Genomic DNA, 21,853 nt, shown 5'->3' with positions numbered 1-21,853 from the left:
ATTTATCAAATGAAATTTTCTTGTTTCTCAAATTAAAAACTCCCTATAAAATTTTCACTTTTTAAGTGTCTACCTTATAGGGAGCATATCAAATATCACATGGGGTTCGTTTTATAGTTCATCCATCATCTTATTCAAGTTTGCCATTTCAATCGCACTGATTGCAGCTTCTCCACCTTTATTCCCTGCCTTTGTTCCAGCTCTTTCAATCGCCTGTTCAATACTTTCAGTTGTTACTACTCCAAAGATGACCGGTGTACCATATTCTCCGGTTTTCGCAATACCTTTTGCCGCTTCATTACATACATAATCATAATGTGTCGTTGCCCCGCGGATAACACAACCTAACGTTATAACTGCATCGTACTTTTTCTTTTGTGCAAGCTTAGACGCTACAAAAGGAAGTTCAAATGCACCCGGCACTAAAAATATATCGATATCCTCTTTAACTACACCGTGTCGTTCTAAAGTATCGATTGCACCTTCAGTTAAACGATCTGTAATAAAATGATTAAAACGTGATGTAACGACTGCAATCTTTAATCCTTCACCTGTTAACTTTGCACTATAGTTCATATTAAATTCTCCTTTAGTAAATGTCCTAGTTTCTGTTTTTTTGTTTCTAAATAATTTTTATTTTCATCAACACTTTGAAATTGATGGGGGATACGTTCAATCACTTCAATGCCATAATGTTTTAAACCTTCAATTTTACGCAGATTATTCGTCAGCAACTCCACTTTATGCACACCGAGATCACGCAGCATCGATGCTGCAACGGCGTAGTCACGTAAATCACTTCTAAATCCTAGTGCGTGATTTGCTTCTACCGTATCAAGTCCTTGTTCAATCTTTTCGTAAGCTTTCAGTTTATTAATCAGTCCGATACCTCGACCTTCCTGTCTTAAATAAAGCAGTATACCGCCGTGCTCATCAATATGCTGCATCGCTTCTTCAAGCTGCTTGCCGCAATCACAACGTTTACTATGGAAGACATCACCTGTTAAACATTCTGAGTGTATGCGAATATGGGGGACGCCTTTGTAAGGTTTCACATAAGCGACATGTTCTTTATCCGAGTAAATTTCTTTATAGCCATACATCTGAAATGTACCGAAATCTGTCGGCATATGTACTTTCGCTTCTCGTGTGACAAGTGGCTTCGTTGACTTAATATAGTCAATGATAGCATCGATTGTGATCATCTTCAGCTCATGCTTTTCTTTGTAAATAACTAAGTCATCACGTCTTGCCATCGTCCCATCATCTTTAATAATTTCACAGATGACGCCCGTCTCGCTTGCACCAGAGAGTTTTGCCAGGTCCACACAAGCTTCTGTATGACCTTTTCGTCTAAGTACGCCACCTTGCTGTGCAATGAGCGGGAATATATGACCTGGCTGGTTAAATTGAGCTAACGTGATATTGTTATCTGCCAATGCTTTCACTGTCATAAAACGTTCCTTCGCACTGATACCTGTCGTCGTATCTTTATGATCGATACTGATTGTGAATGCCGTCTTATTCGGATCCTGGTTGTTCATGGTCATCGGCAGTAGTCCTAGCTTGTCGTTAAGTGCGTGCGAAATTGGTGCACAGACAAGACCTCTCGCATGTGTGATCATAAAGTTAATCGTCTCTTCAGACATAAAGTCTGTGATTGCAATCAAATCTCCCTCGTTTTCACGGTCTTCATCATCAACTACGATTATAGGTTTACCAAGCTTCAAATCTTGCAGTGCTTCTTCAATGGAATCAAACATTACATCATCATCTCCAGTTTAGATAAAGTGAGTGTATCACTCGACTTCGTCTGATTTAGAATATATTTGCCAAGCATATCAAATTCAATATGTACTTTATCGCCCGCCTTAAGTGTATTAAGCATCGTGCTGCATACCGTTTCAGGAATAATATTTAATGTGATTGAATTCGTCAGTTCAAAGATCGTGAGTGAAATGCCGTTCACTGCAATAGAACCTTTCAGAATGACGTTACGTCTGAATTTTTCCGGGCATTCAAGCTCGATAATATATGTGTTGCTATTTTGCTGAATGCGTTTTACTGAGACACTGGTGTCGATATGTCCACTGACGAAGTGGCCACCAAGACGCGTCGTCGGTAGTAGTGCGCGTTCAAGATTTACTTGCGTACCAACTTTCATCGTGTGAAAAAGCGTAATCGCACTAGTTCCACGCACGATGTCTACGGTAAACGATTGCGTATTAAATGATGTTACCGTTAAACATACACCGTTCACGCTGATTGAGTCACCGATATGTATATCGGATAATATTTCCTGACAGTTAATCGTCATCACTGTCGTATCACTTTGCTGCTTTATCTGAGAAATTGTACCGACTTCTTCTACGATACCTGTAAACAAGAGATCACGCCTTTCTGTAAATAAGGAGTACGTCGTCGTCGAACTGATTTACAGAGACAAGATTAAAATGCGTCATATCACGCATTGAGGAAAGATTATCAGTCATTAAAAACTGATGTTTTGAAGTTCCACCTAACAGTTTCGGGGCAATGTAGTGGTGTATTTCGTTATAATACTTTGCTTCTATAAATGTGCGGATGGTCTGCATTCCGCCTTCAATCAATAAATTACGGATGCGCTCGTTATAAAGCGCTTTTAATATATGTTCTGGACTTAAATGCGGGACATGGATGACCGTAATACCGTCGATGTGCTGCTCGATGGCTGAAACGATGATTAAACGCGATCTATCATAATCGTTATCGTCTTGTGTATTTAATACAAACGGACCATTTGTAACGATGACTTTTTTGATGCGTTTATCTTTGTAAAGTCTCGCATCGAGGGTCGGTATATCCTTTTTATAGGTATTGTACCCAACCATAATCGCATCCATCCCGTAGCGCACTTGATGCGCATGTGCACGAGATTTATCGTTCGTAATCCATTTGCTTATACTTTCATCATCGGCAGTTTTACCATCAATCGTTGTTGCCATCTTAATTGTGACATATGGCAGTGAAGATGTTTTACTCGTGAAAAACGGTGCGTAAAACGCAGCGATTGCGTCATCTTCTACCTTTTCAACTTCAATGCCTTTAGACTGCATATAGCTTACACCTGATGATAACGTTACATCTGACGCTGCATAGACAACCTTGCTTATGCCAGCAGCGACGATCTTTTCAGTACAAGGTGGCGTCTTCCCATGATGACTGCACGGCTCAAGCGTGCAATAAAGTGTCGCACCTTGCGCATGACTTCCTGCCATATGAATCGCATTCACTTCAGCATGTGCCTCACCTTCAGTCAAATGTGCACCAATGCCGACGATGCGATCATCTTTCACGATGACACAACCGACTGCCGGATTCATCCCAGTCTGTCCTTCTGTCCATTTTACTAATTCAAATGCTTTGTTAATATACATCTGTTCCTCCTATAAAAAAATCTCCCGAACAAAATATGCTCGGGAGATTGGAAATTTAGGTTCAACAAATAAGACCAAAAAGTAGTTTAATTGTGATTTAAGACATCAACAAATAAACCATTGCTTAATGGTGTCCTATTCTTTCTCCCATCCAGACTTTAACTGTCGGCCTCTGAATTTCAAAGAGTCAGCCTTATGCAGTGCATAAGGGTCGCGGGCTATCACCGCCGGTTGGGAATTTCACCCAGCCCCGAAAGAATGTTATTAACTTGTCTGTCAATTACGACAATTTAATCGTAACGAAGTTTGACTGAAAAATCAATGGAAAGATTTTGGGATGTTGTGGTTGGCCGTTGATGAGGTGTGATAGCTGAGAAGTGTCCTTGATACGCAGTGAACGTCATCTTGGCTCATGTTTATTTTTTATGAGCCAACTTGGCGGTTCTCTATACGCAATGAGCAGCATCTTGGCTCATGTTTATTTTTTGTGAGCCAACTTGGTGGTTCTCTATACGCAGTGAACAGCATCTTGGCTCATGTTTATTTGTTATGAGCCAACTTGGCGGTCCTCTATACGCAGTGAGCAGCATCTTGGCCCATGTTTATTTGTTATGAGCCAACTTGGCGGTTCTCTACACGCAACGAGCAGCTTCTTGGCTCATGTTTATTTTTTATGAGCTAGCTCAATTCGCTCCCCTATCCGATACCCCCTATAAAAAAGTCACCCTCATCTTAAATATGAGGGTGACGCCACATGACTATTTCAACTTAAAATCATTCTCAACAATGACTTTCCCTTTATGAATCACTTTCTCTACATGGTTAACACCATATTGATATGGTATATACTCATGGTTCTTCGCATGCCACACCACTATATTCGCTTCGTCTCCTGCATCGATTGTTCCAGCGTCTAACCCAATAGCTTTCGCAGCATTGACTGTAACGGCATTCCAGATTTCTTTCGGTGATAACTTGAGTTTCAGTGCAGCAATGCTCATCACCATCTGTAAGTTACTCGTTACGCAGCTTCCTGGATTGTAGTCCGTCGCAATTGCAATGGCACCGTTATTGTCTAACATACCACGTGCGTCTGCGTATTCATTTTTATCGAGGTAGAATGTCGTTCCTGGTAATAATACTGCTACTGTATCGCTATCTTTTAGCATCTCTTTCCCTTTTTCGCTTGCTGCGACTAAGTGGTCAGCACTGATGGCATGCTCTTCGATAGCAAGTTCTAATCCACCAAGCGGATCAATTTCATCGGCATGAATTTTCACTGGTAAGCCATGCTCTTTCGCTGCCTGCATGTATTCACGAGACTGCTCGATTGTGAACACGCTTGTTTCACAGAAGATATCCGCAAAGTCTGCTAAATCTTTCACTTTCTCTAAATCATTGATACATTCTTTAATAAACACGTCGCTGTCTTTATCTTTCGGTACAGCGTGTGGTCCAAGATACGTATGTTTCATGTTGATGCCATACTTTTCCTGTAATCTTTTTGAAACGCGTAACTGTTTTAACTCATGCTCTAAACTTAAACCATACCCACTTTTACTTTCAACACTGAGTACACCGTGATGAATCATGCGCAATAATTCATGCTCTGCTTTGTCAAACAGCTCATCTTCACTCGCTTCACGTGTTGCTTTAACCGTAGAGTGAATACCCCCACCTTGCTCAAGAATTTCAAGATATGACACACCTTGACGTTTCAAGCTCATTTCGTGTTCACGTGAGCCACCGTGCACTAAATGTGTATGTGTATCGACGAGCGCTGGTGATACTGTCTTTCCTTTCGCATCAATCGTTTCACCTGCTACATACTCATCATTAAATTCGCCGGCATAAACAATCTTGCCACCTTTAATAACGACCGTTCCGTTCTCTATAATTTTAAGGTCTGCAAGTTCCGCACCTTTTAAAGGTTTGTCTGTCTTCTTCGGTAAGATCAGTTCACTAATGTTCTGAATTATTAAATCGTTCATCATAACCATCCCCATCTATTATTTGTCAAGCATTGGTACATTGATGCCTTTTTCTTTCGCAACATTAACCGCAATATCATATCCCGCGTCAACATGACGCACTACACCCATACCTGGGTCTGTTGTGAGCACGCGTTGTAATCGTTCTTCAGCGTTTTTCGTACCATCTGCTACAACAACCATCCCAGCATGTAATGAATATCCCATACCTACGCCGCCACCGTGGTGAAATGAAATCCATGAGCCACCAGCCGCAGTGTTGATCAGTGCGTTCAATACTGCCCAGTCTCCCACTGCATCACTGCCATCCTGCATACTTTCTGTTTCACGGTTCGGACTTGCAACACTTCCTGCATCTAAGTGATCACGACCGATAACGATAGGCGCAGAAATCTCTCCAGTTTCAACAAGTTTATTTAGCGCTAACCCCATCTTAGCGCGTTCACCGTATCCGAGCCAAGCGATACGTGATGGTAGTCCCTGGAATGCAATCTTCTCACTTGCTAAGTCTAGCCAGCGCATTAATTTCTTATTATCAGGGAATAGTTTACGCATCTCTTCATCTGCACGTTCAATATCTTTCGGATCCCCGCTTAATGCTGCAAAGCGAAACGGTCCTTTCCCTTCGCAGAATAGCGGACGAATGTATGCTGGTACGAATCCTGGGAAACTGAATGCATCTGTAACACCTTCGTCAAATGCAACTTGACGAATATTATTTCCGTAATCGAATGCAACTGCGCCACGTTTTTTGTACTCAAGCATGTATTCAACGTGTTTTGCCATCGATTTCTTCGCTAGACGAACAACTTCTTCAGGATTTTCTTTACGCATCCTCACTGTTTCTTCGAATGTGTATTCAACTGGTACATAACCGTTTAATGGGTCATGGGCACTTGTCTGGTCTGTTACGATATCAACTTTGAAGTTTTTATCTAATAGTTCTTTGTAGATATCGACAGCGTTACCAACAAGGCCGATTGATAGTGCTTCTTTCTTGCCTTTCGCTTCAGTCGCCAGGCGAATTGCTTCGTCTACACTATGCGTCTTCACATCACAGTAACGCGTTTCAATGCGTTTATCGATACGACTTTCATCTACATCTATACCGATAACTACCCCACCGTTCATCGTCACAGCTAAAGGTTGAGCACCACCCATACCACCTAGTCCCGCAGTAAGTGTAATCGTACCTGCTAAGTCTCCATCGAAATGCTGATTTGCAAGTTCGCCGAATGTTTCGTACGTTCCTTGCACGATCCCTTGGGAACCGATGTAGATCCAGCTTCCTGCTGTCATTTGTCCGTACATCATCAAGCCTTTTTTATCAAGTTCGTTAAAGTGCTCCCAGTTTGCCCATTTCGGAACTAATACAGAGTTAGATAATAATACACGTGGTGCCTGGTCGTGCGTCTTAAACACTGCGACAGGTTTACCAGACTGAACGAGTAACGTTTCATCCTTTTCTAGATTGCGTAAACTGTCTACAATCGCATCGAAGCTTTCCCAGTTACGTGCTGCTTTACCGATACCCCCATAGACAACTAAGTCTTCAGGATGCTCTGCAACTTCTGGATCTAGGTTGTTATAAAGCATACGTAATACCGCTTCCTGTTCCCAGCCTTTACATTCGATTTCTAACCCTTTCTTTGCTCTAATATCTCTCATTATAATCGCCTCCATTTATTTAAATTTTCAGTTTATTGTACTCGTTACTTATTATAATCTGCTATTATATAGTTATCTAATATAAATAAACTAACTATTAATAGTATTTAGCTATAAAAGGAGCATAAATAGTGAAAATTATACATTTCGAATATTATATTGCTGTTGTTGAACATCAAAGCTTTACGAAGGCGAGCGCGTATCTGCATATTAGTCAGCCATCGTTAACGGCTGCAATCAAGAAGCTGGAAGCGGAAATAGGATACAAGTTATTGACCAGAAGCACGAAGGAAATCAAGATTACGGAACGTGGTATACTGTTCTATCAGTATGCAAAAGATATTGTACATAAATACCAGCAGACGGTTGAACAGATGTATGACTTAAATTACAGCAATACCCCTAAAATTAAAGTCGGTATATTAGAGTCTGCAAGTAAATGGGTAAGTGCTGTTATCGCGCAGCATAAAGGACATTATACGGATCAGCATTACATGATCAGAGAAATATTGACGACAGATACAATCACACAGGCCATCACCAATTATGATGTCCATATCGCATTATCAAACGAACAGCTTATCCATGATGATATTATTTCACTGCCGTTATATTCAGAAGACTATATACTCACTGCGCCTAAAGATACATTCAACAATAAAAGAAGTGTCAACTTAAGCGATCTGCCGCTGATTCTGCCGAATGATTCTTTTCAAGTTCGTAAACATCTAAATGATTATTTCTTAAGACATAACATCAGACCGCATATCGTCCTTGAGGTAGACCGTTTTGAGACAGCACTTAACTATGTACATGAGCGTGTCGGTTATGCAGTCATCCCTAAAATATACTATCAGTCTCATAATGCATCTCATCTTAACGCGATTACGATTCGTCCGAACATCAGTCGCACAATCTATATCAATTACCATAAAAAAAGAAAGCACTCCACGAGAGTACTTTCTTTAATAGACTGCTTTATAAAATACTGGGATTACGGTGCACTGCAAAAAACATGATATGCCCGACAAGCTTCGCTGTACGGCCATCTATATCATATTCTGGATTCATCTCAGCAATACTTAGGTGACGCGTCTTGCCGTATGAGAGTACTGCTCTTATAAGACGCTCTACTTGGTGAGGTGTAAGCCCAAAGCTGCATGGTGCGCTGACGCCTGGTGCAAATGCACTGTCAATCACATCGAGACATAGCGTCAGCATAATAATGTCATACTGCTCGATAAATGACTGGATGATTTCATCTGTCGTATCATAGTCGATATCTTCAGCGAGCACATATTTCACATCATATTGTTCTGCTACTTCAAATAAATGCTGTGTATTACCCGCTTCCTGCAGCCCAAGTACGAGATAACCGGCGTCTGCATCTTCATCTAGAATCTGTTTAAATCCTGTGCCGCTCGTTCCATATTCACTATCACGTAAATCAAAATGCGCATCAATATTGATGACGCCGATTGACTGCTCCGGATATAAAGCTTTTAATCCTTTGAAATGCGCATATGAAATATCATGTCCTCCGCCGATTAACAGGTGGAACTTAGCATAGTCATTCGTCTTATCAATGAGTTCAGCATATTCATGCTGCACATTCTCAACAAACTTCTCTTCAGTCGTCACATTCCCGAAGTCAGCAATTGATAAATTATGTATCAGTGGCAGGTTACCAAACTTTGTACGTATCGCATCAGGCCCTTGCTTCGTACCTACTCTGCCTTGATTCAGATAGACACCACGATCAACCGCATACCCGAGTATCCCAACATCAAATCGTTCTGTAAGCTCACCTTCTGCATCTACTACTTGCACTACTTGAAAATTTCTAAAATGTGCATGATTGTCATTATCATCTATTCTACCATGCCATAAAGCACCATCTGCTTCACTATACATCTAATCCCTCCTCTTCAGCTAGAGCTTTAACTGTTCGTTTCGCTTCATCAATCAGTTCCATTATACCGTTATCTAAATAGTTAACACCAGATGTCTTCTGCCCAAGCATAAAGAAACGTGACATGACACCATCTCTCATAATAACCTGATTGCGGATTGGCGTTACGTAGAAGCCGCCATCCGGATGCTCGATCAGCAAGTCCTGATTCACAAGGTTTTCAATCAGAGGATTAGGTTCAGTTGCGTCCTTGTAAGCTTTTGCTGGACCTGTCGCATTAAACACATAATGTACACGTAGCTCTTTATCCTTTGTATGGATACGGAACTTATTATATTTATACTCAATGTCTGTGATTCCACTATAAATTTCTACACGTCCACTAGAAAGCGCATCGAGCAGTTCCTCTGCTGTTCCTTCAGGCATCGGATTCGCATAATCATCTAGTATCGGTGCATAGTGTTTGCGATATGCTGCTTTATCTTCTCGTGTCATAAATGGCCATATATATGATGCAATATGGACTATCTCAAGGACGAATGACTGCATCAATCCGACCTCTTCTGGATGGCTCAAGTCAAAATTTAATGCACGTACTGGATTTGAACGATTAATACGTAGCTTCTCTACATCTAGGTCAAGTCGATCAAGCTCTTTTTTGAATCTTTCTACTAATTCTTCCAATGGAATATAACCATGATGTGCCACTTTAATTTTCTCAAGTTTCTTATGGGTTATATATTTAAACTTGACCTCCTGCATCTTACCACGTACCGACTGTACCTTACCATCACGACTGATAAGCGCTAACTTATTCGTACTATGTGCGATAAAGTAACGGACAATATCCAGACTTGAAAGGCCTGTCCCAATAACCGCATAATCTTTGTTCGCTTCAATGCTCTTCTCATGCAGTGGATACGGCCATTTATAATAGCCTGTTGTTCCTTCAAGGTGATAAGGATCCATCGGTCCAAACTGGCCTGAAGATAAAAATACAGCATCAAAATAATATGTACCATTTTGAGTAGAAACAACATATTCCTGACTAATAAACTCAACATTTCGTGCATGGTCTGTTATAATAGATACGTTCTTCTTGTTCGCAAATTTCTCAAAGTGTTCTTGCATGTATTTACCGAATAATTGTCGAGAATAATAACGATTGGCTGAAGTGTTCTCCGCTTCATCGAGATGAATCTCTTTGTTTACGTTGCTTTTTTGGATCCAGTCGATGAAGTCTCGTTGCTTATTAGGTTTCATACTGATGAGATTTCCAGGATAATTCATCAGCAGTTCGGGGTCGTCGTACTGAAATGCACGTCCACTCCCCATATACTTCTTATCATCAAAAACTGTAATCTCAGCTTTCAGTTTTTTTTCTTTATGCAGATACTTCAACACAGATATGCCACCAACGCCTGCACCTATAATTGCAATTCTCATTATATCCACTCCTTTACCTATATATTATCAAAAAATTGGGTAAACAAACTTATAGTATATAATTTTTATATTTATATAAGACTTATTCACAAAAAATATTTTATGAGGTGAAGACATGTTAGAAATGAATAACGTCTCGAAAGTTTATAAAGGCGGTAAAAAAGCAGTGTCAGATTTAAATATTTCAATCAAGCAAGGAGAGTTTATCGCGTTCATCGGTACGAGCGGTTCTGGTAAGACAACTGCGATGCGTATGATCAACCGTATGATCGAGCCAACTAGCGGGACGATCACTCTGGACGGGAAGAATATCAAAGAACTGAACCCCGTACAGCTTCGCCGTAAAATCGGCTACGTCATCCAGCAGATTGGATTACTGCCTCATATGACGATTCGTGACAACATCACGCTTGTACCGAAATTGCTGAAATGGTCAGAAGAGGACAAGAACAAGAAAGCTGAAGAACTGATTCAGCTCGTCGATCTTCCATTATCCTATCTTGACCTCTATCCCGCTCAGCTCTCAGGGGGACAACAGCAACGTATCGGTGTCGTACGTGCACTTGCTGCAGATCAGGATATCATTCTGATGGACGAACCTTTTGGTGCACTGGATCCACTTACACGTGATACTTTGCAGGATCTAGTGAAAGAGCTGCAGGTCAAATTCAATAAGACTTTCATCATGGTCACGCATGATATGGACGAGGCTATCAAATTAGCAGATCGCATCGTCATTATGAGTAATGGTGAAGTCGTACAGCTTGATACACCGAATAATATATTAAGACGTCCAGCAAATGATTTTGTGCGAGACTTCATCGGCGAAAACCGTCTGATCCAGACGACGCCTAACGTTAAAACAGTTGATGAAGCAATGGTCAAACCCATCTCCGTTACAGCTGAGAAGTCAATAGGTGAAGCGATACAGATTATGCGTGAGCGTCGTGTAGATACATTGCTCATCACAGACAATGATAATGTCTTAGTCGGCTACGTCGACATTGAAGACTTATCTGAAGCAGCAAAGAAATCATTAAGCCTGTCTCGCATCATGAACCATAATGTCTATTTCGTGCGTTCTGGTGTGTATCTTCAAGATACAGTGCGTACCATCCTTAAGCGTAATATTCGTCTTATCCCAGTGCTTGATAAGCACGACAGACTGCTCGGCGTCATTACTCGTGCCAACTTAGTAGATATCGTCTATGACACTATCTGGGGCGAAGAGTTAGAGGAGGTATAATATGTTAGCATTCTTACAGGAAAACCAGGCCGAACTACTCGAGAAGACGTGGGAGCATATCTCCATTTCACTGCTCAGCCTACTTGCAGCGATCATCGTTGCAGTACCGCTCGGCATTGTGCTGACAAAATCTGATAAACTAGCAAAGGTTGTACTCTCTATAACGAGCGTGCTACAAACCGTACCTTCGCTAGCGATACTTGCGATGATGATCCCCTTCTTTGGGATAGGTACACTACCCGCTGTTATCGCACTGTTTCTCTATGTGCTGCTTCCGATACTCAATAACACTTATCTCGGCATACAGTCTGTTAACAAAAATGCACGAGAAGCAGGTCGTGCAATGGGCATGACTCAGAACCAGCTATTACGTATGGTTGAGCTACCGCTTGCAGTCCCGGTCATTATGAGCGGTATCAGACTTTCTGCTGTCTATGCCATTAGCTGGGCGACGCTTGCTTCATATATTGGCGCCGGGGGACTTGGAGACTTTATCTTTAATGGGCTCAATCTCTACCAGCCGAAACTGATTATCGCGGGTGCTGTCGTTGTAACACTGCTCGCGCTCGTTACAGACTTCGCATTAGCATATATAGAAAAGATTACGACCCCACGTGGATTAGTTGTGTCGAAGGGGGAAAAATAAATGAAGAAATTACTCATACTATTATCCTGTCTACTCGTGCTTAGCGGCTGTGGACAGAACAACCAAAAAGAAACTGTCAAGATTGCCTCAGTATATACGACCGAAAGTCAGATCCTTGCGAACATGATCAAGCTTCTTATAGAAAAAGAGACCGATCATCCTGTAGAACTGATCAATAACCTCGGTTCAGGAACAGTAGTACACCAGGCGATGATGCGTGGCGATGCAAACGTCTCTTCTGCCCGTTATACCGGCACAGATTTAACAGGTCCACTCGGTAAAGAGCCGATCACAGATCCAGACAAAGCAAGAAGTGTTGTCGTCAAAGGGTTTGAAGAAATGTTTGACCAGCACTACTTTGATTCTTACGGCTTCGAGAATACATACGCTTTCATGGTGACAAAAGAGACAGCGAAGAAGTATAACCTGAAGACAGTCAGTGATATGAAAAAAGTTGCACAAAACTTACGTGCTGGCGTAGATTCATCGTGGATGAAACGTAAAGGTGATGGGTTTGATGCATTCAAAAAAACTTACGGCTTTGACTTTAAAGACACTAAGCCGATGCAGATTGGACTTGTCTATGAGGCAGTGAATGCAGGCAAGATGGACGTCGTCCTTGGATATACAACGGATGGACGTATCCAGAGTTATAACCTTGTCGTACTAAAAGATGACCTACAGTTCTTCCCGCCTTATGATGCGAATCCAGTGGCGACTAATGAACTGCTTAAGAAAGATCCAAAGATTAAAAAGCTGCTAGAATCGATGAAAGATCAGATTTCAACAGAACAAATGCAAAAGCTCAACTATGAAGTTGATAATAACCTGAAAGAACCTGCAGTAGTAGCAGAAGCCTACTTAAAATCACATAATTACTTCAAAGGAGGTGCGAAATAATGGAGAATCTTAATACATTCGAACAGTTCATCCATTACTTCCAGGATAATGCAGGATACGTCTTCCAGCTTTTCCTTGGGCACTTTCTAATCAGTATATACGGTGTACTGTTAGCAGCCATAGTAGGTATACCGATCGGTATATGGATCGCCAGACATAGACGTCTTGTAACACCTGTAATCTCGATTGCGAATATCATACAAACAATTCCTGCCATCGCTTTACTTGCACTACTCATGCTGGCGATGGGGCTTGGTAAGAAGACTGTAATCATGGCCGTATTCCTCTATGCCTTATTGCCTATTATTAAGAACACATATACAGGTCTCAAAGCGGTTGACGAACATATCGTTGATGCTGGCCGTGGCATGGGGATGACAAAACGCCAACTGCTGACCATGGTAGAGTTACCCCTCAGCCTCTCAGTCATCATCGCAGGTATCCGTATCGCGCTCGTTATCGCAATCGGAGTCACTGCTATCGGCTCATTTATCGGGGCACAAAGCTTAGGTGACATCATCATCCGCGGAACAAACGCCACGGATGGTACATCAATTATCCTTGCCGGTGCATTACCGACTGCGTTGATGGCTGTGCTTGCAGACATTATACTGGGTCTTATCGAACGTAGACTGGACCCGACAAAACGCAAGAAATTAAGTCAGTCTGCACCGAGTGCAGAGAACGAGTAGTTATTATGAACCCCAATATAATTATGGTACTCTAAGGTTAATTAAATCAATCGGAGGAATTCTATGAAATCTAAACAGTTATTATCACTATTACTCGGTTCTACCTTGATCTTTACTGCTTGTGGACAAGAGACAAAGAAAACAGAAGATACTAAATCTGAAGAAAAGAAAGCTGAAACCTCTACTGAATCTAAATCTTCTGAAACCACATCTGAAAAAAAAACAGCAGAGGTTAAAGATGCAGAAGCGTTAGTTGCAAAAGCTCAAGAAAAGGGGCAGGATATAAAAAGTTATCATGCAAACCTTGATACTCAGTTAAAATCAGGTAGCGATACAAGCAATGTAAAGATGGAAATGTCTGTGGATAATGCCGAAAGAACTAAGATCAGTACGGATATGCAGAATCAATCGATGGATATGTATATATTCGATAAGAAAGTAATCATCACTCAAGATGGTCAGAACTTTATTGATGCTACAAGCGCAATGGAAGACCAGGTGAAAAATCAGCTCGACCAGCTCGATTATAACTCAGCGCTTGAAACATTAAATGCGTATAAGGACAGTGAGTTTAAAGCGACAGATAAAGGTTATGAACTCACTAAGTCATTTAAAGGTCTAGATGAATATAAACAGCTCAGTGAAGCGACGGGTTCAGAGGATGCCGTTAAGGCACTTGAAGGTCAGTTAAAGGATATTGATGGGAAAGCAACTATCATATTTGATAAAGACTTTATGATGACTAAGACCATTACTGATATTAACATGACCGTAAAAGATAAGAAGATGAACACGAAGACAACAGCAACATATGATCAGTACAATCAAGTAAAAGCAATTGAAATTCCAGCAGGTGCGAAGAATGCACAATCTATCGAAGAATTACAGAAATCCGAAGAAACTTCAACTGAAAAAGCATCATAAAGATAATCCAGGCGATTAATCGTCTGGATTATTCTTTATACGCATAAGTTGTAAAATACTTTCCTCGTAACTTCAGTTTCTTATAATCATCTGCAATGCTGCGTGCATTATGATGTGCCCATCTGACGTCTGTTGCATACTGATGATGTCCTGGATTTACAGGATTAAAGCGCATACCGTATAATGTGGCCTGTGCTTCATCATTTAAGAACTCTGCCTTGATGAACTTTGCCCCACCGACTATTGCTTTTTCTGGTGTGTCCCAACCATGTTTAAATGCATATTTGGCCGCTTCATTCACAGGATCATGGTCGTAGGCTCCGATACCAAAGAAATTATAATATTTCTTATTCCCTTTACCAACCTTTCCTTTGGCATCAACAGCGACACCTTCGGCAAGCTTACTTTTACCTTTACCTGTTTCCAGTAATGCATGATTGATAAGATAGATCTCGTTAACGTCATGCAGCCTGGAAGCTCTTGCGAAACTTGTTCCTTCGTTATCGAGAATTCCCTTGCCTTTCAGCAGCTTATCCAGTGTGGCGGGATGAATCTTCTGTGTCTTACTCAGGTTTAAGAACTGATACTGCTGGGCGCTGTCGTCTGTTAATTTATCGATGTTCATATACGTGTCAATCTGTTTACGTGTAGCAGCTTTCCATACGACTCCATTGGAATACATCGCCTGTGCCTTCATCTGTTTATCAAGCGCGGCTTTATAAGTATGCGACACATCAATGTGACGATTTTTAAGTGCATTGTCTTCTGTCTTCTCACTGATCATTAGCGCGATAAATCCTAAAATAATCGTGGCGCATAACCCCAGTCCAACTAATGATTTATTCTTATCGTTCATCTATTTATAACCTTCAGCGAGTAACGGCTTCCCATCTTTGTCGACCAGTACTGTCATACCACCACTGTACCCTATCGCTGAAAATAGATACTGTACACCCGTCTGTTCATCGACGACAATATAATTAGACATCATCTTAGATGGTTTACCAGATGCAGCGTTATAGTTAGTAAATCGTTTTCCCTCTTTATTCCCAAACATATAAATCACCCTTTAATATTTATTACTTTAGATTACCCTTTTAAAGCATAGAATAACATTTAAAAACAGCACCATATCTATAATATCTCTTATATAATTATAAAATTAAAAATTTACTTCTTCCTTTCTGTTAATGTATAATCATAAAAAATAAGGAGGGATATCAATTGCCAGAACTTCAGCTCATAAAACCGTCAATTGAATACAAGACAGATATCTTAAGCTATCGTGCAGATTTCGCAGTGAACAATGAGATTATTCATGGTTCATCGTCACTTCATAATTTTGATACCTTTGATCACTGGCTCGAACGCATCCAAGATGGGGAGATTCTAGATCGCCTCCCAGAAGGATTTGTACCTTCTACACAATTTCTATGTATCAATGAAGATCAGAAGATTGTGGGTATGATTCATATCAGACATTATTTAAATGACTATTTAAATAATGTCGGGGGACATATCGGTTATTCAGTAAGACCCGATGAAAGACGACAAGGTGTTGCAAAGTGGATGTTGCATCAAGCACTGCTATTCCTTCAAACTAAAGGAGTGAAGAAGGCTCTTGTGACTTGTGACCATAATAATATTGCTAGTAGGAACACCATTCTAGCTTGTCGTGGCGTCTACGAGAATAGCATACATGATACACATGATGATATTGATGTAGACCGTTACTGGATCAATCTACAAAAAATTTAACATTCATTAATATAACCTACAAAAAAAGCAATCCGCTCTGGATTGCTTTTAGTTATTCTTCATCCATGGCTGGTATGCCACGTTTGATGCTTCACAAGCGAGCTTGTCTTTATCACGATCATGTTTCTTGTTATAAGAGATATGATGAATTGTCACGCCATATGGATAGTATTTTTTCATTGCCGTACAATTTTTAAATGTCTTCGGTGCACCTTTACGATATTTTGAAGTTGGATAACCAGCTTTCGTTGCAGGCTGTTTCGCAACTGGCTTTGCAGCTGGCTTTGCAGCTGGCTTAGCTGCTGGTTTTGGTGCTGGTTTAACGACGGGCTTCTTCGGATTATAGATGAATCCTTCCCCACGTGTGTTCACATACCCAGGGATCGACCAGATACGAAGTTTCTTAGCCTTCGCAACCGACTCGGTCTTCTTAAGCGCATTTAAATAATACTTCTGAGAATAGACGTAGCCTATACGTGCATATCCTGAACGTACCATTTCATCATTCACTAAACGATTGTTGGCATATAGATAAACAAGATGACGTCCATAACGGTCTGTCTTTTGATTGTTATCATACTGCATCGAAAGATTCGCATAACGTAAGTAGCTGTCCAGATATTTCCCCGCTTCTACCGCATATGGCTGGACAGGTTTCTTTGGATCCTTTGATTCAGGTGTATCAATAAGCAACAAACGAAGTGTGAGTGCTTTGTTACCTTGCTTAACGCGTACAGTATCACCATCAACTACTGATACAAACTTCACCGGAATTTTCTTTGAAATGGCATGTGATTGAGTAGCTGGGTAAAAAGAAAACAATAATAATAAAATAGTAAAAATTTTAATACGCTTCATTTTTTCCTCCAGAATAATTTATTTTACTATCATTATAATCAACCTGTACCAAAAAGATAGACTAAAATTTAATATTTTTTTATTTTTTTGTTAAAATATAGAAAATACTGTCAGAAGGCTTCATAATGGCGATTAAAATCTTATTCTTGTTCAACTTTATTATCATACCTATCGTTCGGGTCGCTGGCAGCTTGATATTTGCAGCGATAGGAAATAGAAGTTTATCAGAAGCATAGGCTCGGTGTATGTGCATTTTACTCCTTCTTCTTAAGCGTGTTTGTATATATATTCTATATTAGAAAGAAGGTTTGGGAATGATTGAAGAGCAAAAGAAAAATAAAATCGAAATGGTACAAAGTATATTTCTAGGGTTATTAGGACTTGGTTTAATAATTAAAATATTTATCCCTGTGTTTGAATATGTTATGGACATTGCAGCAGTTGGTTTAGTGACTACACTGCTTTATAAAGCAACGCTGGGAAAACATACAGGTAAAGCCTTTTTATATTCATTGCTGTTACTTTTAATATTTATCTTAATATTTACGCAACATATGAATTAAAATAACCATCCCATAAGTTATTTATGGGATGGTTATTTTTCATATATATCCACGCAATAATGCCAGACATGATACAGAGTACAATGATATTCTATGCGATTATAATTTAATTGTCTTATTCGTTACTCCCCATACCACTCTGCTTCCGATATCACTTCATTTATATCGAAGTCGTGTGCATATTCTCGTTCAAACTCACGCTTGATCCATTCAATGACTAATGTATCTTCAGAGATGACATCAATATAGAATGGACTGAGTCTAATGAAAGTCTGCTCGTTATACAAATAACTGATAAATGGAGGGTTTTCTTTAACTTTCGTATATTTGATATAGTTTACCACATCTGATTGACTCAGATGATTAATATTCGCCATCATCACTACTAGATCATGGTGCTTCTGTTCTATCTTATATTCCTGATAATTTGTAATATTCAATACCGTCCATAACCTGAAATTACATTTATTGTAGGGACTTGATAAATATAATAGATTAACATCTCCATCAAAGATGTGACCCACTAATCTTCGATACTTAAAATACGTTAAACGCGGCTCGTAAAACCTCACGCGATGCTGATTTTCAAACTGTAAGAATGGCGATAGCTGTTTATTTAAAATATCATATCCTGCACTAATAATAGATGACATGGTATTACTCCCTTCATTATAATCCATGTTTTAATAATATATATAATTTTCAACTTTAGCAAAGTATGTTATAATAAATATACAAAAAAATAGCTCGTATCTTATTCAGAGTAGGTGGAGGGACTTGGCCCTATGAAACCTCAGCAGCAGGCTTATGCACTGTGCTAATTCCAACAAGATGTAATCTTGAAAGATAAGAAGTTCTTAACAAAGCTCTTCTTACTTTAAGATGAGCTTATTTTTATTGTAATCATTTTATAAGGAGTGTTTTGTATGAGAACAAGAGCAGATGTATTAGCAGAATTGTATGAGGTAAGAAAGAGAAAGCCGAATTCCTATGCTTCTAATATGCATAAGGTCGGCAAGATCAATGAGCTGGAACGTGAACTTAGAGAAATCGAAACAGGGCACCAGCTTCCTTCCGTCAGTAAAGAACGAGAGAAGAAAATAGAGTTTGTCGTAGAGGGCCTGAAGATTACGATAGAGCATCTATAAAAAAAGGAAATCCTAGTGATAGATTATCACTGGGATTTCCTTCTATATTTAAGCGCTTGCTATCATCTATTCAGGTTTAAGTACAACTTTGATATTGTTGTCTTTCTTCTTATCAAATACTTTATAAGCTTCATCGGCTTTTTCTAGTGGGAAAGTATGGGTAATGATCTCTGTAGGATCAAATACTTCGTCTTTAATCATCTGATAGAGTTTAGGCATTAAGTGAATTACAGGTGCTTGTCCACTTGTCACCTTAACGTTACGGTTAAAGATCAGATCAACCGGGAAATTATCTGCAGGAGTACCGTAGATTCCCGTAAGCTGGATTGTACCGAACTTTCTTACAGATTCAGCAGCTGTAATGATCGGGCTAATTGTACCACGTTGCTGAGAACGTCTTGATAACTTCGGTTCTGGACTTGATTGTTGTCCGTCCATACCTACACAGTCAATGACAACATCTGCGCCACCTTGTGTCTTTTCTTTAAGCAACTTTCCAATTTCCTTTTCTTCATCGAAGTTATACACTTCAGCACCGTTATACTTTTTCGCATGATCAAGACGATGTTGTACATTATCGATTGCAATAACTCTTTCAGCACCTTTTAACTTTGCAAACTTCTGTGCCATTAATCCAATAGGACCACAACCTAACACAATTACAGTGTCTCCTGGTTTAACGCCTGCATGTTCTACACTCCAGTATGCAGTAGGTACAACGTCTGATAAGAATAATACCTGCTCATCCTTTAAGTTATTATCTGGCACCTTAAATGAAGAGAAGTCAGCATGCGGTACTCTTAAATACTCTGCCTGTCCACCCCAATGATTGCCATGAAGGTTACCAAAACCAAATAATCCGCCGTTATCTAACTTCCAGTTAGCAGGCGTCTCATTAGAATTATCACATTGAGATTCCATATCATGCTGACAGTAGAAACATTCACCACAGCCAATATTAAAAGGAATAACGACACGATCACCCTTCTTCAGGTTCTTTACATCCTTACCTACTTCTTCTACAATCCCCATAGGTTCATGTCCGATAACAAAACCAGGTTCCATAAATAAGTCACCTTGGTGATATAGATGTAAATCTGATCCACAAATACCTGAAGCTGTTATCTTGATAATCGCATCAGTGGATTCGATAATCTTAGCATCTTCGACTTCTTTCGTTACCATCTTCTTGTGTCCTTGATAAGTTACTGCCTTCATATATAGAAACCCCCATCTAGTACAATTTTTGAATCTGTTACTGTATACCTCTTTTACATATTTCCAAACATGTATTTTATGAAAGCGTATGCCTGATCAAGAAGATAATAGAAGAGATACCGTGGCGGAGTAAGTAACGAAATTTACAAATAAAGATTACTGCTACTATCATAATATCTTTATTTCTTTGAATTTCTACCTTCATCTCTATTAATGAAGATATTCGCAATTCTTCCGAGTATACCATCATTAAAATCCGCTCCACCAAAGGCCGCTTTTTCATAAGTTTCGTCTTCTCTCCCCTTTAGACCCGGTGCATCAAAATCAGTATTACCCGTACAGCCGGCAGGATTATGTTCACCATGGTGCTTTGGTGGCCAGTTATTATTTCTCTCGGTCATAATATTTTCTCCTTTGCATTTAAAATTTAAATTTCATATATTGTATTGAAAGTAAAAATTAAAACACAAATTGTAACTATCCTATATTTATTACATTAAAATAAATTTCATATTATACGATAATTTTCAATATACAACAATGATTTATCAGCCATTTGTACAGTCCACCTAAATAGATAGTCCCATAAAAATAACCCTTGTGCTTCTAGTTATCAAATGCGATTGATGTTACAATTGCAAATCTATCCATATTAAAGACTGGAAAAGCAAAGGCAGTTCGTATTAGTACTTTAGAAGCAATATGTGACTATCTTGATTGTCAGCCTGGTGATATTATTGTCAATGAAAAGAAGGTATCTGACTGATTTCAGATACCTTCTTTTCATTTCTTATATATGACAATGCCCCGATCATCATATGGGTAGTAAAATATATCTTCATCTAAATTTGTAATTATTGTTAAAACAGATGCTTTTCTAAAGGTTTGAGATTCATATGCAAAATCTTGATAACAAATATCTTTAACTAGTTTTTGTAAATTCAAATCACTTTTGTTAATAATATATGCATATTGATGACAATTATCACTTAGTTCATTATGATAAAGATTAAAATTAAATCGTTCAAATTGCTTAAAATACTTTATTAAATTTAAACGATAATACCTATCTTTATATGCAACACAAAATATTATCTTTATCTGTTCAACATCTTTGAATAAAACATGAAAATAATCCGCTATTTCAAATCTTACCTGTTCAAATACAGCGTGATTGAGTTTATCATTATCTATAAAACGACTTTGATTTTTTACGAGTTCAATATGTTCGAACTCTAAATTTTGTTCGATAATATCTCTAGACATAAGTTGATAGTAATCCATAAAGCCTCCAATGTCTGTTATGTTATTACATATATATTAATTTCAATCAATTTTAAGTTGGAGATTTCCTATGCGCAAACTAGAGGTTGTCCCGTATAATTCTGACGAGACATAATATCCTAGAATAAAAGTAAAACTATTATATATACTATATGCATTAGCTAATGAATTAAACTTTTCTAT

24 protein-coding genes, 1 pseudogene and 2 riboswitches are annotated in these 21,853 nt (G+C 39.3%); of the genes and pseudogenes, 10 read left to right on the top strand and 15 right to left on the bottom strand.

What is annotated here, in order from left to right:
- Nucleotides 1–111 precede the first annotated feature (111 nt).
- The 6 genes from ribH to hutU all read right to left on the bottom strand — a co-directional run bounded on the left by ribH (nucleotide 112) and on the right by hutU (nucleotide 7,075).
- A complete protein-coding gene (gene ribH / locus CD152_RS03365; protein WP_101143241.1) occupies nucleotides 112–576 on the bottom strand; it encodes a 6,7-dimethyl-8-ribityllumazine synthase in 465 nt (154 codons plus the stop codon).
- The gene (gene ribB / locus CD152_RS03360) at nucleotides 573–1,763 is read right to left on the bottom strand and encodes a 3,4-dihydroxy-2-butanone-4-phosphate synthase (RefSeq protein WP_103214395.1); all 1,191 of its coding nucleotides are present in this window, start codon (nucleotides 1,761–1,763) and stop codon (nucleotides 573–575) included. Before ribB ends, ribH begins: the two co-directional genes overlap by 4 nt.
- Nucleotides 1,763–2,386: a riboflavin synthase gene (locus CD152_RS03355; protein ID WP_103214394.1), complete on the bottom strand. Its 624-nt coding sequence runs from the start codon at nucleotides 2,384–2,386 to the stop codon at nucleotides 1,763–1,765. The genes ribB and CD152_RS03355 overlap by 1 nt, the downstream gene beginning before the upstream one ends.
- A gap of 4 nt (nucleotides 2,387–2,390) precedes the next feature.
- A complete protein-coding gene (gene ribD, locus CD152_RS03350) occupies nucleotides 2,391–3,416 on the bottom strand; it encodes a bifunctional diaminohydroxyphosphoribosylaminopyrimidine deaminase/5-amino-6-(5-phosphoribosylamino)uracil reductase RibD (protein ID WP_101143238.1) in 1,026 nt (341 codons plus the stop codon).
- 135 nt (nucleotides 3,417–3,551) lie between these two features.
- Nucleotides 3,552–3,678: riboswitch (FMN riboswitch) on the bottom strand.
- Between the two features lie 496 nt (nucleotides 3,679–4,174).
- The gene (hutI, locus tag CD152_RS03345; RefSeq protein WP_103214396.1) at nucleotides 4,175–5,407 is read right to left on the bottom strand and encodes an imidazolonepropionase; all 1,233 of its coding nucleotides are present in this window, start codon (nucleotides 5,405–5,407) and stop codon (nucleotides 4,175–4,177) included.
- Between the two features lie 18 nt (nucleotides 5,408–5,425).
- Nucleotides 5,426–7,075 carry a urocanate hydratase gene (gene hutU, locus CD152_RS03340; protein WP_101031536.1) on the bottom strand — a complete coding sequence of 550 codons (1,650 nt, stop codon included), beginning with the start codon at nucleotides 7,073–7,075 and terminating at the stop codon, nucleotides 5,426–5,428.
- Nucleotides 7,076–7,206: 131 nt separating this feature from the next.
- Here hutU and CD152_RS03335 point away from each other — a divergent pair, with 131 nt between their 5' ends.
- Nucleotides 7,207–8,094: a LysR family transcriptional regulator gene (locus CD152_RS03335; RefSeq protein WP_103214393.1), complete on the top strand. Its 888-nt coding sequence runs from the start codon at nucleotides 7,207–7,209 to the stop codon at nucleotides 8,092–8,094.
- On the opposite strand, the gene hutG is transcribed toward CD152_RS03335, so the two are convergent.
- On the bottom strand, nucleotides 8,054–8,989 hold the full coding sequence (gene hutG, locus CD152_RS03330; protein ID WP_101031532.1) for a formimidoylglutamase: 936 nt from the start codon (nucleotides 8,987–8,989) through the stop codon (nucleotides 8,054–8,056). The two genes, CD152_RS03335 and hutG, sit on opposite strands and share 41 nt — an antisense overlap.
- The gene (locus tag CD152_RS03325; protein WP_101140134.1) at nucleotides 8,982–10,433 is read right to left on the bottom strand and encodes an FAD/NAD(P)-binding protein; all 1,452 of its coding nucleotides are present in this window, start codon (nucleotides 10,431–10,433) and stop codon (nucleotides 8,982–8,984) included. The genes hutG and CD152_RS03325 overlap by 8 nt, the downstream gene beginning before the upstream one ends.
- A gap of 115 nt (nucleotides 10,434–10,548) precedes the next feature.
- On the opposite strand from CD152_RS03325, the gene CD152_RS03320 reads away from it, so the two are divergent.
- The 5 genes from CD152_RS03320 (at nucleotide 10,549) to CD152_RS03300 (ending at nucleotide 14,841) form a co-directional block, all read left to right on the top strand.
- Nucleotides 10,549–11,679: a betaine/proline/choline family ABC transporter ATP-binding protein gene (locus CD152_RS03320; protein ID WP_101143235.1), complete on the top strand. Its 1,131-nt coding sequence runs from the start codon at nucleotides 10,549–10,551 to the stop codon at nucleotides 11,677–11,679.
- 1 nt (nucleotide 11,680) lies between these two features.
- Nucleotides 11,681–12,325 (top strand): ABC transporter permease, encoded by a 645-nt coding sequence (locus tag CD152_RS03315; protein ID WP_101141559.1) that lies wholly within the window; start codon nucleotides 11,681–11,683, stop codon nucleotides 12,323–12,325.
- Entirely contained in the window at nucleotides 12,326–13,225 is a 900-nt protein-coding gene (locus CD152_RS03310) for an osmoprotectant ABC transporter substrate-binding protein (protein ID WP_101141561.1), read from the top strand.
- A complete protein-coding gene (locus CD152_RS03305; protein WP_101141563.1) occupies nucleotides 13,225–13,917 on the top strand; it encodes an ABC transporter permease in 693 nt (230 codons plus the stop codon). Before CD152_RS03310 ends, CD152_RS03305 begins: the two co-directional genes overlap by 1 nt.
- 63 nt (nucleotides 13,918–13,980) lie before the next feature.
- Nucleotides 13,981–14,841 (top strand): DUF6612 family protein, encoded by an 861-nt coding sequence (locus CD152_RS03300; RefSeq protein ID WP_101143234.1) that lies wholly within the window; start codon nucleotides 13,981–13,983, stop codon nucleotides 14,839–14,841.
- Between the two features lie 28 nt (nucleotides 14,842–14,869).
- On the opposite strand, the gene CD152_RS03295 is transcribed toward CD152_RS03300, so the two are convergent.
- Together CD152_RS03295 and CD152_RS03290 are read right to left on the bottom strand one after the other, a co-directional pair.
- Nucleotides 14,870–15,697, bottom strand: a complete 828-nt coding sequence (locus CD152_RS03295) for an N-acetylglucosaminidase (protein WP_101141567.1) — start codon at nucleotides 15,695–15,697, stop codon at nucleotides 14,870–14,872.
- The gene (locus CD152_RS03290) at nucleotides 15,698–15,898 is read right to left on the bottom strand and encodes a DUF6440 family protein (RefSeq protein WP_041636094.1); all 201 of its coding nucleotides are present in this window, start codon (nucleotides 15,896–15,898) and stop codon (nucleotides 15,698–15,700) included.
- A 167-nt stretch (nucleotides 15,899–16,065) separates the two neighbouring features.
- Between CD152_RS03290 and CD152_RS03285 the strand changes: the two genes are divergently transcribed.
- Nucleotides 16,066–16,599 carry a GNAT family N-acetyltransferase gene (locus CD152_RS03285; protein ID WP_169926151.1) on the top strand — a complete coding sequence of 178 codons (534 nt, stop codon included), beginning with the start codon at nucleotides 16,066–16,068 and terminating at the stop codon, nucleotides 16,597–16,599.
- Nucleotides 16,600–16,647: 48 nt separating this feature from the next.
- Here CD152_RS03285 and CD152_RS03280 read toward each other — a convergent pair whose 3' ends face one another.
- Complete coding sequence (locus CD152_RS03280; RefSeq protein ID WP_103214391.1) at nucleotides 16,648–17,457, bottom strand: thermonuclease family protein; 810 nt, start codon at nucleotides 17,455–17,457, stop codon at nucleotides 16,648–16,650.
- Between the two features lie 314 nt (nucleotides 17,458–17,771).
- Here CD152_RS03280 and CD152_RS03275 point away from each other — a divergent pair, with 314 nt between their 5' ends.
- A complete protein-coding gene (locus tag CD152_RS03275) occupies nucleotides 17,772–18,020 on the top strand; it encodes a hypothetical protein (protein ID WP_103214390.1) in 249 nt (82 codons plus the stop codon).
- 122 nt (nucleotides 18,021–18,142) lie between these two features.
- Here the strand turns inward: CD152_RS03275 and CD152_RS03270 are convergent, their stop codons facing one another.
- On the bottom strand, nucleotides 18,143–18,673 hold the full coding sequence (locus CD152_RS03270; protein WP_101143230.1) for a hypothetical protein: 531 nt from the start codon (nucleotides 18,671–18,673) through the stop codon (nucleotides 18,143–18,145).
- 98 nt (nucleotides 18,674–18,771) lie between these two features.
- Nucleotides 18,772–18,873: riboswitch (SAM riboswitch) on the top strand.
- Nucleotides 18,874–18,946: 73 nt separating this feature from the next.
- Here CD152_RS03270 and CD152_RS03265 point away from each other — a divergent pair.
- Nucleotides 18,947–19,168, top strand: coding sequence for a hypothetical protein (locus CD152_RS03265; protein WP_101141574.1), 222 nt, complete (start codon nucleotides 18,947–18,949; stop codon nucleotides 19,166–19,168).
- Between the two features lie 66 nt (nucleotides 19,169–19,234).
- Here the strand turns inward: CD152_RS03265 and CD152_RS03260 are convergent, their stop codons facing one another.
- Nucleotides 19,235–20,386 carry a zinc-dependent alcohol dehydrogenase gene (locus CD152_RS03260; protein WP_101141576.1) on the bottom strand — a complete coding sequence of 384 codons (1,152 nt, stop codon included), beginning with the start codon at nucleotides 20,384–20,386 and terminating at the stop codon, nucleotides 19,235–19,237.
- A 179-nt stretch (nucleotides 20,387–20,565) separates the two neighbouring features.
- Nucleotides 20,566–20,787: a hypothetical protein gene (locus tag CD152_RS03255; protein ID WP_103214389.1), complete on the bottom strand. Its 222-nt coding sequence runs from the start codon at nucleotides 20,785–20,787 to the stop codon at nucleotides 20,566–20,568.
- Between the two features lie 209 nt (nucleotides 20,788–20,996).
- On the opposite strand from CD152_RS03255, the pseudogene CD152_RS03250 reads away from it, so the two are divergent.
- Nucleotides 20,997–21,152: pseudogene (locus tag CD152_RS03250) on the top strand (helix-turn-helix domain-containing protein); the annotation flags it as partial.
- Between the two features lie 17 nt (nucleotides 21,153–21,169).
- On the opposite strand, the gene CD152_RS03245 reads toward CD152_RS03250, so the two are convergent.
- Nucleotides 21,170–21,670 carry a DUF3885 domain-containing protein gene (locus CD152_RS03245; protein ID WP_101143476.1) on the bottom strand — a complete coding sequence of 167 codons (501 nt, stop codon included), beginning with the start codon at nucleotides 21,668–21,670 and terminating at the stop codon, nucleotides 21,170–21,172.
- Between the last annotated feature and the right edge of the window lie 183 nt (nucleotides 21,671–21,853).

The organism is Macrococcoides caseolyticum (assembly GCF_002902665.1).
Taxonomy (GTDB): Bacteria; Bacillota; Bacilli; order Staphylococcales; family Staphylococcaceae; genus Macrococcoides; species Macrococcoides caseolyticum.
This window is presented reverse-complemented; position numbering and strand designations above follow the sequence as displayed.